The sequence below is a fragment of the Actinomarinicola tropica genome, from assembly GCF_009650215.1.
Classification (GTDB): Bacteria; Actinomycetota; Acidimicrobiia; order Acidimicrobiales; family SKKL01; genus Actinomarinicola; species Actinomarinicola tropica.
This window is the reverse complement of the sequence record NZ_CP045851.1, coordinates 1,678,027-1,692,533: the sequence shown is the minus strand read 5'-3', so window position 1 is coordinate 1,692,533 and position 14,507 is coordinate 1,678,027. Positions and strand designations below refer to the sequence as shown.

The 14,507-nt window shown below is 73.2% G+C and carries 8 protein-coding genes; 5 read left to right on the top strand and 3 right to left on the bottom strand.

Features of this window, described 5'->3' with window-relative positions; genetic code table 11:
• Positions 1 to 4 precede the first annotated feature (4 nt).
• Both GH723_RS18785 and GH723_RS18780 read right to left on the bottom strand, forming a co-directional pair.
• Positions 5 to 736 (bottom strand): DUF2510 domain-containing protein, encoded by a 732-nt coding sequence (locus GH723_RS18785; RefSeq protein ID WP_229023186.1) that lies wholly within the window; start codon positions 734 to 736, stop codon positions 5 to 7.
• Positions 733 to 1,857 (bottom strand): DUF2510 domain-containing protein, encoded by a 1,125-nt coding sequence (locus GH723_RS18780; protein WP_229023184.1) that lies wholly within the window; start codon positions 1,855 to 1,857, stop codon positions 733 to 735. Before GH723_RS18780 ends, GH723_RS18785 begins: the two co-directional genes overlap by 4 nt.
• A 289-nt stretch (positions 1,858 to 2,146) precedes the next feature.
• Here GH723_RS18780 and GH723_RS08305 point away from each other — a divergent pair, with 289 nt between their 5' ends.
• From GH723_RS08305 to GH723_RS08290, 4 genes are all read left to right on the top strand, one after another.
• Entirely contained in the window at positions 2,147 to 6,727 is a 4,581-nt protein-coding gene (locus GH723_RS08305) for a glutamate synthase-related protein (RefSeq protein WP_153759210.1), read from the top strand.
• A gap of 190 nt (positions 6,728 to 6,917) precedes the next feature.
• Positions 6,918 to 7,820 (top strand): carbon-nitrogen hydrolase family protein, encoded by a 903-nt coding sequence (locus GH723_RS08300; protein ID WP_153759209.1) that lies wholly within the window; start codon positions 6,918 to 6,920, stop codon positions 7,818 to 7,820.
• Positions 7,821 to 7,851: 31 nt separating this feature from the next.
• Positions 7,852 to 9,576 carry a dynamin family protein gene (locus GH723_RS08295; protein ID WP_229023183.1) on the top strand — a complete coding sequence of 575 codons (1,725 nt, stop codon included), beginning with the start codon at positions 7,852 to 7,854 and terminating at the stop codon, positions 9,574 to 9,576.
• On the top strand, positions 9,573 to 11,219 hold the full coding sequence (locus GH723_RS08290; RefSeq protein ID WP_153759208.1) for a GTPase: 1,647 nt from the start codon (positions 9,573 to 9,575) through the stop codon (positions 11,217 to 11,219). The genes GH723_RS08295 and GH723_RS08290 overlap by 4 nt, the downstream gene beginning before the upstream one ends.
• 189 nt (positions 11,220 to 11,408) lie before the next feature.
• Here the strand turns inward: GH723_RS08290 and GH723_RS08285 are convergent, their stop codons facing one another.
• Positions 11,409 to 12,140 carry a GntR family transcriptional regulator gene (locus GH723_RS08285; protein WP_153759207.1) on the bottom strand — a complete coding sequence of 244 codons (732 nt, stop codon included), beginning with the start codon at positions 12,138 to 12,140 and terminating at the stop codon, positions 11,409 to 11,411.
• An 89-nt stretch (positions 12,141 to 12,229) separates the two neighbouring features.
• On the opposite strand from GH723_RS08285, the gene GH723_RS08280 reads away from it, so the two are divergent.
• Positions 12,230 to 14,506, top strand: a complete 2,277-nt coding sequence (locus GH723_RS08280; RefSeq protein WP_153759206.1) for an aconitate hydratase — start codon at positions 12,230 to 12,232, stop codon at positions 14,504 to 14,506.
• The last annotated feature ends 1 nt before the right edge of the window (position 14,507 follow it).

Sequence of the window (14,507 nt, the reverse complement as noted above, 5' to 3'; positions counted from 1 at the left end):
CGGATCAGTCGAGCTCCTCCATCGAGCAGAGGACCTCGCCCGCCTCGAAGCGGCCACCGCAGGTGTCGCCGAACTCCTCGTACTCCGAGCCGAGCGGCGACTGGAAGTAGAGGTCGTCACAGGCCTGACCGTCGCCGCCCTCGCAGGCGTCCCAGAGGGCGTCGAGCGTCGGGTTGTCGCCGTAGGTCTCGCCCTCTTCCGACGCGATGTCGTCGGGATCGAGGTCCAGGTCGCCGAAGCCGCCGCACTCGGAGATGGCGGAGAACACGGCGGCGGTCTCCGCCTCGGTCATCTCGCCGCCCTCGCTCAGCTCCTCGGCCCGGCTCTCGCTGAACTCGTCGGCCAGCTCGCCCGCGAGGCAATCCGCAGCCTCTTCGTCGATGCCCTGGGCCTGGAACGCCTCCGAGAGCTCACCCTGGTCGACGTCGTCGTCGCGGGTGAGGAAGAACGCGGCCACCCCGAGGAGCACCACGAGGACCAGGCCGCCGATGATCAGCGGGGTCTTGCTGCTGGCACCGCCGCCCGGTGCGCCGGTGGCACCGGGCGGGGGCGCCGACGCCGCGGCGAACCCGGCGGGCCCCGTCGACGCCGTCGGACCGGCGGCCGCGCTGTCCATCGGGTCCGTCGAGATCGCGCCGTCGTCGGAGACCTGGTCGGTCCACGCCGAGCCGTCCCAGTAGCGGTACTGGTGGCGACCCGAGGGGTCCGGCTTCCACGCGGCGTCGCTCGCGGTCACGGCAGCTCGCCGTCGTTCAGGCCGAACGCCTCGTACTCGCTGCCGAACTCCGAGTGCATGTAGAGGTCGTTGCACGCCTCGAGGTCGCCGTCCTCGCACTCGTCCCAGAGCTCGTCGAGGATCGGGTTGTCGCCGTAGGTCTGGCCCTCGAGGATACCGGACAGCTCGCCGTCCTCCCCGGTGCCGCCAGAACCGCCGGCCCCGCCGGACAGCGACATCGGGTCGATGTCGCAGGTCTCGAAGATGTCGAACATCGCCGAGAACAGCGCCGGATCGGACATCGCGGCGTCAGGGTCCTCCGACATGCCCTGGATGTCGAGACCCTCGATGGCGAAGAACTCCTCGGCGAAGCAGCTCGCCTGCGCCTCGGTGAGGTCGAGCTCGGACATCATCGTCTCGACGAAGGCGTCGACGAAGGGATCGGGGAGCTCGTCGACATCGGTGTCGGTGTCGGTGTCGTCGTCCTCGGTCGTCTCGGTGGTCTCGGTGGTGTCCTCGGTGGTGTCGGTGGTCTCCTCACCGGCGCCGGTGCACTCGCCGACCGCGGCGTTCAGCGCGTCGCGATCGCCGTCGCTGACGTCGGAACCGGCGTCGAGGATGCCGTCGAGGCGCTCCTCGCCGACCTCGTCGACGACGCAGGACGCCTCCGAGCCGGACAGGTCGAGGTCGTCGCGCACCGCGGCGATGAGGTCCTCGCGGGACCGCTCGTCGTCGCCGCCGGAGAAGAGCAGGTACGCGCCCGCACCGATCAGGGCGAGGAGCAGGATGCCGCCGATGACGAGCGCCGGCACGTTGGACGAGCTCTTCTTCGGCGCATCGGTGGCGGGCGTCGTCGTGGTGGTGGACTCGTAGGTCGCGCCCGCAGCCGGCATGGAGGTGGTGGCGTCCTGCCCCCACCCGGGCCCGGTCTGGGTCGGCTCCGGGTCCTGGGCGACAGGGCCCTCGGAGGTCGCCGGTGTCTCGCTGGTGGTCTCACCGCCCGCGGCACCGCCGGCCTCGGGCGGGTCGCTGCTGACGTTGCCGTCGTTCGAGACCTGGTCGGTCCACTCGGCACCGTTCCACCACCGGTACTGGTGGCGGCCGAAGGGGTCTGGCTGCCACGAACCGCTCTGCTCGCTCACGAATCCTCCACGACGACGTTCTGCGGACGAGCGACGGTACCACCGGCGCCCCCGGCGAACGAGGTTCCGCCTGTCCGGCCGGAGGCGCTACGCTCGTCCACCTGCTCGGGGCACGGCAGCGTGGCCACCCTGCCGACGACGAGGTCGGCCCCCGAGACCGCACGGGCGACGACGCCCCGCCGGCCCCACCGACGTGGCTGGAGCGCAACGAGGCGCGCGGTCCGAGGAGCCCCCGGGCGACACCTCCCCACTCGTGGGCCACCGCGCCCGCCCGACCACTGGAGATCACATGCACGCGCCCACCCCCGACCGGGAGCTGGACGCCTGCGGCATCGGCTTCGTCGCCGACGCCCAGGGACGCACCTCGCGCGCGATCGTCGAGAAGGCCCTCGACGGTCTCGCCAACGTCAAGCACCGCGGCGCCGTCGCGGCCGACGCCCGCTCCGGCGACGGCGCCGGCCTGCTCGCGCCCATCCCGCCTGCGATCTTCGGGGAGGGCAACGGCGTGGTCGTCCTCTTCGTGCGAGGCGCCGACCCCAGGGAGGCCACGCGTGGCGCCCTGGCGGACGAGGGGCTCGAGCTCCTCGAGTGGCGCGTCCCCCCGACCGACGACGAGCACCTGGGCGAGCTGGCCCTGAAGAGCAAGCCCGAGATCCTCCAGGCCATCGTCCGCGGCCCCGAGGGCGCCGACGCCGACGATCTGGAGCGCCGGGCGTTCCGCGCACGGCGGGCCATCGGCGCGACCGTCGAAGGCGTCTACGTCGCCTCCTGCTCGTTCCGCACGATCGTCTACAAGGGCCTCACCGCGGCCGACGAGCTCGGGCGCTTCTACCTCGACCTCGCGGACGAGCGGTTCGAGGCGCCCTTCGCCATCTTCCACCAGCGCTTCTCCACCAACACGCTGCCGACCTGGGAGCGGGCCCAGCCGTTCCGGATGCTGTGCCACAACGGCGAGATCAACGCCCTGTGGGGCAACGAGAACCGCATGGCCGCCCGTGCCACCCTCGGCACCGAGGACGCGGGCCTCGGCGCCGAGGACGACTTCCGCCCGGTGCTCGACCCCACCGGCTCGGACTCGTCGAAGCTCGACGAGGCCCTCGAGCTGCTCACCCGGGGCGGTCGCCGGGTCGACCACTCGATGGCGATGCTCATCCCCGACGCGTGGGAGTCGGCGCGCGACCTCTCCGTCGAGGTCCAGGGCTTCTTCCGGTACCACTCGGCCCTGATGGAGCCGTGGGACGGCCCCGCGGGCGTCGTCTTCACCGACGGCCTGCGCGTCGGCGCGCTGCTCGACCGCAACGGTCTGCGGCCTCTGCGATGGCAGATCTGCGAGGACGGCCTCGTCGTGTGCTCCTCGGAGGTCGGCGCCGTCGACATCAGCGGCCACGGCAAGGTCCGGCGTGGGCGGCTCGGCCCCGGCCAGATGCTCGTCGTCGACCCCGCCGACGGTGGTGTGCACACCGACGCCGACATCAAGCAGCGGCTCGCCGACCAGGCGCCGTACGGGCGGTGGGCCGCCGACGGCTTCCACCGCCTCGGCACCGGAGAGCCCGCCCTGACCCCGCCCGACGATCTCGTCGAGCGGCAGGTCGCGCACGGCTACACGAAGGAGGAGCTCGCCATGGTGCTGAAGCCCATGGCGAACGACGCCTACGAGCCCACCTTCGCCATGGGCGACGACACCCCGCTCCCGCCGTTCGCCTCGAAGGCCCGGCCGCTGCACCACTTCTTCCGCCAGCGCTTCGCCCAGGTCACCAACCCCCCGATCGACCCGATCCGCGAGCGCGACGTCATGAGCCTGCGGACGCTCCTCGGCCCCCGCTCGCCGATCCTGATCGAGGGCCCTCGCGCGACGCGCCTGCTCACGATCCCCTCGTTCTTCATGTTCCCCTCGGCCGTCGAGCAGCTGCACGACCCGAGCCGCTGCCCGTTCCCCGTGGCGACGATCGACGCGACCTTCCCGGTCGCGGACGGCGCCGAGGGGCTGCGACGTGCCGTCGAGCGCATCGCCGACGAGGCCGCCGCCGCGGTCGCCGACGGTGCCGGCGTGGTCGTGATCGACGACGGCGCCATCTCGCCCGACCGCGCCGCGGTGCCGTCGCTCCTCTCGGTGGGCGCGGTCCAGCACCGGTTGACGGCCGAGCGCCTGCGGTCGCTCACCAGCCTCGTGGTCCTCGCCGACGACGTCCGCGACGTGCACCACGTCGCCACGCTCGTCGGCTACGGAGCGGACGGCATCTGCCCCCGGCTCGCACTCCACACCGTCGGCGCCGAGGCCGACGCCGACGAGAACACCGACAACGTCAGCCCCGAGGCCCAGTTCAACTTCCAGGCCGCGTGCGAGGCCGGGCTGCTCAAGATCCTGTCGAAGATGGGCATCTCGACGATCGATTCGTACCGCGGCGCGCAGATCTTCGAGATCGTCGGCCTCGCGCCGGAGGTCGTCGAGCTGTGCTTCGGCGGCACCGTCTCCACCGTCGGTGGCCTCGGCTGGGATGCCCTCGGCGAGGACGTCCTCGCCCGCCACGCCGCCGCCTGGCCCGAGGACGGCGAGCCCGACCTGGACTCGCCGGGCCTCGTCCGCGACCGTCGTGGCGGCGAGTACCACGCCCACGACAAGGCGGTCGTCGAGGCGCTCAACGAGCTGACGGGCACCGCGCCGAAGCCGAAGAAGCCGACGTCGCGCACACGCGTGCGCTCCTCCGAGCTCACCGCGGTCGAGGAGGCGACCGACGACGCCCGCGCCGCGGCCGCCGACAACGACGTCGACCCCTCCGAGGGCCAGCTCGCCGACATGACCGCCGCGCACCTGCTCCAGCGGGCCATCGCCGGCGAGCGGTCCGACCTCTACGACACCTTCGCCCAGCTCGTCGCCGAGCGACCCACCACCGAGCTCAACGACCTCCTCGAGCTGGTCGACGCCGACCCGATCCCGCTCGACGAGGTCGAACCGGCCACCGAGATCGCCCGCCGCTTCTCGACCGGCGCCATGTCGCACGGCGCCCTGTCGAAAGAGGCGCACGAGACCCTCGCGCAGGCGATGAACCTCATCGGCGGCAAGGCCAACTGCGGCGAGGGCGGCGAGGACCCGTACCGGTACCGCACCCGCGGGATGGGACGGGACGACAAGAACTCCCGCATCAAGCAGGTCGCGTCGGGGCGCTTCGGCGTCACCCCGGAGTACCTCGCGTTCGCCGACGAGATCCAGATCAAGATGGCCCAGGGCTCGAAGCCGGGCGAGGGCGGTCAGCTGCCGGGACACAAGGTCTCCGCGGAGATCGCCCGGCTGCGCCACACCCAGGAGGGCGTCGGCCTCATCTCCCCGCCACCGCACCACGACATCTACTCGATCGAGGACCTGGCCCAGCTGATCTACGACCTGAAGCAGGTCAACGCGGCCCAGGTCTCGGTCAAGCTCGTGTCGGAGGACGGCGTGGGCACGATCGCCGCCGGGTGCGTCAAGGCGCTCGCCGACGTCGTCCACCTGTCGGGGGCGAACGGCGGCACCGGGGCGAGCCCCCTGTCGTCCATCAAGCACGCCGGTCTGCCGTGGGAGCTGGGGTTGGCGGACTGCCAGCAGGCGCTCGTCGAGAACGGCCTGCGCAGCCGGGTGCGGCTCCGGGTCGACGGCGGCTTCAAGACCGGACGCCAGGTCGTCGTCGCCGCGCTGCTCGGGGCGGACGAGTATTCCTTCGGCACCGCGGCGATGGTCGCCGAGGGCTGCATCATGCTGCGGGCCTGTCACCGCGACACCTGCAAGCCCGGCGTGGCCACCCAGCGCCCGCACCTCCGCGCCAACTTCACGGGCACCCCGGAGGGCGTCGCCGCCTACATGATGTTCGTCGCCGAGGAGGTTCGCGGCTTCCTCGCGCAGCTCGGGCTCCGCACCCTCGATGAGGCGATCGGGCGGGTCGACCTCCTACGCCAGCGCACGACCGGGAACCCCCGTGTCGACTCCGTCGACCTCTCGCCTCTGCTCCGGCCCGTCGCCGAGCCCGGCGACGCCCGGCACTTCGTCGAGCGGGTCGAGCTGCAGGACCCCCGCTCCGAGCTCGGCGACCAACTGCTCGCCGATGCGTTCCGTGCCATCTGGGACGGCGACGACATCGAGCTGAGCTACGACATCACCAACGCCGACCGGTCGATCGGCGCCGCGCTCGCCGGCGCGGTCGGCCTCGAGTTCGGAGCGACGCCACCCCGTGGCACCGCCGCGGTGTCGCTGCGCGGCAGCGCCGGCCAGAGCTTCGGCGCGTTCCTCGGCCACGGCGTCACCCTCGACCTCCACGGCGAGGCCAACGACTACGTCGGCAAGGGCATGGGCGGTGGTCGCATCGTCGTCCGCATCCCCGACGACGACGTGTCCCACGGCAACGGCACCCACGTCGACGAGACGCCGGCGCTCGTCGGCAACACGTGCCTCTACGGCGCCACCGGCGGCGAGCTCTACGTCGCCGGAGCCGCCGGCGAGCGCTTCGCGGTCCGCAACTCCGGAGCCGTCGCCGTCGTCGAGGGCGTCGGGGAGCACGGCTGCGAGTACATGACGGGCGGCACGGTGCTGGTGATCGGCCGGATCGGCTTCAACTTCGGCGCCGGCATGACCGGCGGCCAGGCGTTCATCTGGGACCCGGTCGTCGAACGACTCACCGCTCGCGTGAACAGCGACCTCGTCGAGATCGTCCGCCCCGACGTCGTGGCGCTCGACGAGGCGCGCTGGATGCTCGAGCAACACGTCGAGCTCACCGGGTCCGCCCGCGCCCGTGACCTGCTCGAGAGCTGGGAAACGACCGAGGAGCAGTTCTGGCACGTGGTCCCGCGGGACCGGGCCAGCCGGATCGCCTCGACGATGGCGCGGCGGGTCAGCAACGCCTGACCGGCGTCAGGGGGGGGTCGGACCGCGCGGCGGTTCGACCCCCTGCGATCGTCGCCACCTGCGCCGATGTGGCGTCGCCGGTGGCGTAACCCGGCGGACGCGGTGCCGTGACGGCCGCGTCACCTCCCTCCGGGATCGTGGCGCGACCGCGGCGCGCACGCGCCCGGGCCACCACCGAGGAGCGGACCCCATGCCGGAGATCACCATCGCCACCGTCGCCATGCGCGGCAGCTACGACGTCGAGCTGAACCTGAAGACCCACCTCTCCTACATCGACGAGGCCGCCGACGCGGGCGCGTCGCTCGTCGTGTTCCCCGAGATCAGCCTCCAGGGCTACCCGGTCATCCACGAGAAGGTGCAGACGCCGGCCGTCCTCGCCCAGGCCTACGCCACGGCCGAGGCCGTCCCCGACGGGCCGAGCGTCACCGCCATCACCGCGAAGGCCGAGGAGCGCGGCGTCCACGTCGTGTTCGGGCTCACCGAGGCCGGCGAGACGCCCGGCGTCGTCTACAACACCGCGGTGCTCGTCGGCCCCGACGGGTACATCGGCCGCTACCGCAAGGTCCACCTCGGCCTCTCCGAGCAGATCGTCTGGCGCCAGGGCCACGACTGGCCGGTGTTCGAGACCACGATCGGACGCATCGGCATGCTCATCTGCTACGACAAGGCCTGGCCGGAGTCGTGCCGCGAGCTGACGCTCCGGGGCGCCGACATCCTGGTGATGCCGACCGCGTGGGGTGTGGGCGCCGACGGCGACCCGTCGGACCCCTCAGCGTCGATCAACTGCATGCAGTACTCGCTGTTCGACCAGGTGCGCGCCGCCGAGAACATGCGCTGGTTCGTGTCGTCCAACTTCTGCGGCGAGATCGAGGGCGCGGACTTCCTCGGTCTCAGCCAGGTGGTCGATCCGGTCGGCCGCGTCGTCGCCTCGTCGGGCATCACCGAGAGCGGGCTGACGATGGCGCAGGTGGACGTCCAGGCCGGGATCGCCGCCGCGATGGCGCGCGGGCAGGGCGCACGGCTGGTGCGCGACCGCCGCGACGAGACCTACCTCGCCCTCCGCGGGGAGCTGCCCGTCGCCGTCGACGGCTGACCACGCGCCGGTCGCGTCCCGCAGCCGCGGGTTGCGGCCGGGACCGACCGGGCAAGACTGGCGCATCGACACCGCCCACGTCCTCGACGTCGCCCACGCCCTGCGCAGCCGGCTCGACGGCGCGTCGCTGCCCCTCGCCACCGACGGGGCCGACGACGCACGCCGGCTCGCGGGAGACGTGCTCCGCCAGCTCGACGACTACGTCGTGCCGCGGCTCCGTGACATCGACGCGCCGGTCCTCGCCGTCGTCGGTGGGTCGACCGGCTCGGGCAAGTCGACGCTCGTCAACAGCCTCGTCGGGCGGCAGGTCACCACGCCAGGTGTCCTGCGTCCGACGACGAGGTCGCCGGTCCTCGTCCACCACCCCGATGCCGCCCGGTGGTTCGACGACGACCGCGTGCTCGGCTCGTTCGCTCGGGTCCGAGGGGGCCAGGCGGCCGGTCCGCAGCAGCTGGAGCTCGTCGACGCCGAGGCGCTCCCCCCGGACCTCGCCCTGCTCGACGCCCCCGATGTCGACTCGGTCGTCGATCTCAACCGGGAGACAGCGGTCCACCTCCTCGACGCCGCCGACCTGTGGATCTTCGTCACGACGGCCGCCCGCTACGCCGACGCCGTGCCCTGGGAGCACCTCCGGGGCGCGGCGACGCGTGGCGTGGGCATCGGCCTGGTCCTCAACCGGGTGCCGAGCGGCTCGTCCGACGAGGTCGGACCTCACCTCCGCACGATGCTCGACGACGCCGGCCTCGACGGCGCGCCCCTGTTCGTCGTCGAGGAGCAGCCGCTGGTCGCCGGTCGCCTGCCCGAGGAGGCCGTGGCCCCGCTGCGCACCTGGATCGGCTCGCTCGCCGGCGACCATGCGGCCCGCGACGAGCTCGTGCGGCGCAGCCTGGTCGGCGCGATCGACGACCTGGTGCGCCGCACGGACCACGTCGCTGCGGTCGTGGACCACCAGGTCGCGGTCGCCGCCTGGCTGGAGCAGGGCGCGGTGGAGTCGTTCGTCGACTGCCGGCGGCGGTTGTCGGAGGACGTGCGCGACGGCACGGTGATGCGGGGTGAGGTGCTGGCCCGCTGGCAGGACCTCGTCGGCACCGGCGAGCTGCTGCGGCAGCTCCAGTCCCGCATCGGCCAGTGGCGCGACGCCGTGGCCGCCCGCCTCACCGGGCGGGCGCGGAGCGTCGAGCGCTTCCAGGGTGCGGTCGAGAGCGGCATCGAGGTCCTCGTCGCCGAGCGGGTCGCCGCCGCCGTCGAGCGGACCTGCCTCCTCTGGCGCTCCGAGTCCGGCGGCGCCGCGCTGCTCGACGCGCACGACGACCTGCGCCGCCCGTCCGAGGACCTCGGCAGCCGCACCGCCCGGACGGTGCGCGAGTGGCAGGGCGCGCTGCTCGACATGCTGCGCGAGGAGGGCTCGGGGAAGCGCACCACGGCGAAGGTCCTGTCGTACGGGCTCAACGGCGTGGCGCTCGTCCTGATGGTGGGCGTCTTCGCCCAGACCGGCGGGTTGACCGGCGCCGAGGTGGCGATCGCCGGCGGCAGCACGGCGGTCGGGAGCACGCTCCTCGAAGCGCTCCTCGGCGACCAAGCCGTCCGTCGCCTCACCCTGCGAGCCCGGGCGGACCTCGACCGACGCCTCGACGAGGTGATCGGCGCCGAGCAGGAGCGGTACACCCGGACGCTCGATGCGAGCCGACCCGACCCGGGAGACGCCGACGGGCTCCGCGCCGCTGGGGCCGAGCTGCGTGCGCAGGTGGCGACGTGACGCCCCGCGCTCGTCGGTCCGGGCCCGACGCGTCGCACCTGCGGGACCGCCTCGACGCCCTCGACGCCGTCCTCGGCCTGGCCGAGGCCGGTCCCGGTCGCCTGCCCGACGACGTGGCCACCCGCGCCCGGGAGGTGCAGGCGCGAGCCGATGCCCGGCTCCGGCACGGATCGTCACGCACGGTCGTGGCCCTGGCGGGGGCCACCGGCAGCGGGAAGTCGACCCTGTTCAACTCGCTCGTCGGTGCGGAGGTCGCGACGGTGGGGGTGCGCCGGCCCACCACCGCGCGACCGCAGGCGGCCGTCTTCGACGCGGCAGGGGGCGTGGGCGAGGAGGTCGCCGCGCTCCTCGACTGGCTCGACGTCGACCGGCGCCACGTCGTGGCGAGGGACGCCGTCGACGACCTCGACGGGCTCGTCCTGCTCGACCTGCCGGACCACGACTCCACCGAGGCGCACCACCGCGCCGAAGTCGACCGCCTGGCGGAGGCGATCGACGTGTTCGTCTGGGTCGTCGACCCGCAGAAGTACGCCGACGCCGCGCTCCACCAGCGGTACCTGCGCCGCTACGCCACGCATGCCGCGGTCACCCTCGTCGTGCTCAACCAGGTCGACCTGGTCGCGGCCGACCAGCGCCGTGCCCTCGTCCAGGACGTCGAGCGGCTGCTCGCGGACGACGGCCTCACCGGGGTCCGCGTCCTGACGACGTCCGCGATCCACGACGAGGGCACGGCCGAGCTGAGGCGTGAGGTGGCGGCGCGCGTGGCCGAGCAGCGCGCCGCCGTCGCCCGCCTCGACGCCGACCTCGACTGGACCGCCGACCAGCTCGCCGCCCACGTCGGCGACGTCGAACCGCCACCGCTCGGGGCGCGCGCCGGCCGGGACCTCGTCGATGCGTTCGCCCGTGCCGCCGGCGCCGATGCGGTCGCCGACGCCGTCGCGGCGGCGCACCGCCGACGCGCCGGACGGGCGATGGGGTGGCCGGTCACCCGCTGGCTCGGCGGCCTCCGCCCCGACCCGCTGCGCCGGCTCGGCCTCGAGCGGCCCGCGCCCTCCGAGGGCACCACCACGATCGGCCGGACGTCGCGTCCCGGCCCGTCGGCCGTCTCGATCGCCGCCGCGCACAGCGCCGCACGCGACGTGTCGGCGGCCGCATCGACCGGGCTGCCCGAGCCGTGGCGACAGCGGGTCGAGGCGGTCGTCACGGCGAGGCGCGACGACGTGGCCGACGCGCTCGACCAGGCGGTCGCGTCTACACGGCTCCCCTCGGAGCGGCCCCGTTGGTGGGCGCTGGTCGGGGCCCTCCAGTGGCTGCTGGCGGGAGCCATGGCGGTCGGCGTCGTGTGGCTCGTCGCCCTCGGCGTCGTGGCCTGGCTGCGACTCCCCGAGGTGCCGACCCCCGAGGTCGGTGCGATCCCCTGGCCCACGCTGCTCGCCGTCGGTGGCGCCGTGGCCGGGCTCCTCGTCAGCGTGGTGGCGCGAGCGGTCGCGGGCGTCGGCGCCCGACGTCGGGGCGCGGTGGCGCGGCGCCGGCTCTCGTCCTCGACGGCCGCGGTCGCCCGCGAGCTGGTGCTCGATCCGCTCGGTGCCGAGCTCGAGGCCCTGGCCGAGCTCCGCCGCCGCGTCCTCGCCCTCCGCCGCTGATCCGGCTCTCCCACGCGCGGGGTCGATGCCGCCACCCCGTTGGCGCGATCACCCCCACGCCCCACCCGCGGGGGCGATGCGACCACCCCGTTGGCGCGATCACCCCCACGCCCCACCCGCGGGGTCGATGCCGCCACCCCGTTGGCGCGATCACCCCCACGCCCCATCCGCGGGGCGGGCGCGTGGAGCTCAGTCGACGAGGCGGATGCCGGTGGGGCTGATCGACCCGGCGACGTGGGGCAGGTCGACGACGAACTCGGTCAGGTGGGCGGGGAAGACGTGCTCGGAGACGAGCACCGGCGTCCCCTCGGCATCGCGGGTGACCCGGTCGCAGACGAGCACGGGTGAGCCGACCGGCACGTGGAGCACGGCGGCGTCGGCGTCGGAGGCGGCGCCGGCGCCGATCGTCTGGGTGGCGCCGCCGAGGGGCACGCCGATGAGGTCGTAGAACGAGGCCCGCTCGACGTCGGCGCGCGACAGCTGCGCCCCCAGCCGCTCGGGGCACCACACGGTGACCCGCGCGAACGGAGCCCCGTCGGCGAGGTTGACGCGCCGCACCCGCAGCACCTGGCCGGGGCCGAGCACGTCGGCCACCTCGGACGGCGCGCCGACGAACCCGAAGTCGAGGATCTTGCGCACCGGTGCGGCGCCGGACTCGGCCAGCTGGGACTCGATGGTGCCGAGCCGCCCCAGCGACTGGCTGACGGGGTCGACGGCGACGAACCAGCCGAAGCCCTGGCGGGAGTCGACGAGGCCGTCCTGGCGGAGGAGCTCCAGCGCCTTGCGTATGGTGACCCGGCTGACCTCGTAGGTCGCGGAGAGCTCGGCCTCGCTCGGCAGGACGCGGCCCGCGCCGAGCTCGCCCTCGGCGACGCGCCGTCGCAGGTCCTCGGCGATCTCCCGGTACCGGATGGTCCTCACTTGTCCTATACTTGTATCGTTTCCTGACCGACCGCAAGCCGCCCCCGCGACCCGGGGCGGCCCGTCCCACCGAAGAGGTGCTCCACCCCATGGCCGTCGCCGCCAACACCCCCATCGAGCTCATCCACCGGGTCTACGGCACCCTCGACGAGCGCCTGGCCGTCGGTCGGCGCCGGCTCGGCAGGGCGCTCACGCTGGCGGAGAAGGTCCTCGTCAACCACCTCGACGACCCGGAGACCGGCGGGCTCGACCGCGGCGTCTCCTACACCGACCTCCGCCCCGACCGCGTCGCCATGCAGGACGCCACGGCCCAGATGGCGCTCCTCCAGTTCATGACCGCGGGCCTGCCCGAGGTCGCGGTGCCCTCCACGGTCCACTGCGACCACCTCATCCAGGCCAAGGAGAACGGCAAGGTCGACCTCATGGCGGCCCTCGAGGGCAACTCCGAGGTCTACGACTTCCTCGAGTCGGTGTCGGCCAAGTACGGCATCGGCTTCTGGAAGCCGGGCTCGGGGATCATCCACCAGGTCGTGCTCGAGCAGTACGCCTTCCCCGGCGGGATGATGATCGGCACCGACAGCCACACCCCGAACGCCGGCGGCCTCGGGATGATCGCCATCGGCGTCGGTGGCGCCGACGCCGTCGACGTCATGACCGACTTCCCGTTCAACATCCGCTGGCCGAAGCTCATCGGCGTCAAGCTCACCGGCTCGCTCAACGGCTGGACCGCCCCGAAGGACATCATCCTCGAGGTCGCCCGCATCCTCACCGTGAAGGGCGGCACCGGCGCCATCGTCGAGTACTTCGGGCCCGGCGCCGAGTCGATCAGCGCCACCGGCAAGGCCACGATCTGCAACATGGGGGCCGAGATCGGCGCCACCACCTCGCTCTTCGGCTACGACGACGCCATGGCCCGCTACCTCAAGGCCACCGGCCGCGAAGAGGTCGCCGACGCCGCCAACGCCGTCGCCCACCACCTGCGGGCCGACGACGAGGTGCTCGCGAACCCCGAGGCGTACTACGACCAGGTCATCGAGATCGACCTCGACACCCTCGAGCCGCTCATCAACGGCCCCCACACCCCCGATCTCTCCCGCCCCGTGTCGCGCGTCGGCGCGGACGCACAGCTCAACGGCTGGCCCACGACGATCAGCTACGCCCTCGTCGGCTCGTGCACCAACTCCTCCTACGAGGACATCACCCGTGCGGCATCGATCGCCCGCGAGGCGGCCGCCAAGGGCCTCCGCTGCCAGACCGACCTCATGATCACCCCCGGCTCCGAGCAGGTCCGGGCCACGATCGAGCGCGACGGCCTCCTGGCCGACTTCGAGCGCATCGGCGCCACGGTGCTCGCCAACGCCTGCGGTCCGTGCATCGGCCAGTGGAGCCGCTCCGACGTGTCCGAGGGCGACCTCAACACCATCGTCACCAGCTACAACCGCAACTTCCCCAAGCGGAACGACGGCCTGTCCACGACCCTGGCCTTCGTCACCTCGCCCGAGACGGTGGTCGCCCTCGCGATCGCCGGCTCGCTCGACTTCAACCCGCTCACCGACACCCTCACCAACGACGCGGGCGAGGAGGTCCGCCTGAGCGTCCCGGTCGGCGTCGAGCTCCCCGACCAGGGCTTCACCGCCGGCGAGAGCGGCTTCATCGCCCCGCCCGAGGACGCGTCGGCCGTCGAGGTCGTCGTGCGCCCCGACTCCGACCGGCTCCAGCTGCTCGAGCCGTTCGCACCGTGGGACGGCAACGACCTCGTCGAGCTCCCCGTCCTGATGAAGGCCCAGGGCAAGTGCACCACCGACCACATCTCGGCCGCCGGACCGTGGCTGAAGTACCGGGGCCACCTCGAGAACATCTCCGGCAACCTGTTCGCCGGCGCCGTCAACGCCTTCACCGGCGAGGCCGGCACCGGCAAGGACATCACCGACGGCCAGACCCGCCCCTATCCCGAGATCGCCAAGCGCTACGGCGAGGCCGGCATCCGCTGGATCGCCATCGGTGACGAGAACTACGGCGAGGGCTCGTCGCGCGAGCACGCCGCCATGGAGCCCCGCTTCCGGGGCGCCGCGGCGGTGATCACCCGCTCGTTCGCCCGCATCCACGAGGCCAACCTGAAGAAGCAGGGCGTGCTGCCGCTCACGTTCGCCGACCCGGCCGACTACGAGAAGGTCGGCGAGGACGACCGCATCTCGATCCTCGGTCTGGCCGACCTCACGCCGGATGCCCCCGTGCAGGGCCGGATCCACCACGCCGACGGCGCCACCACCGACATCTCGCTGCTCCACACGATGTCGCCGGAGCAGATCGAGTGGTTCCGCGCCGGCAGCGCCCTGAACATCATCCGCCGCAACACGGCCGGCTGAT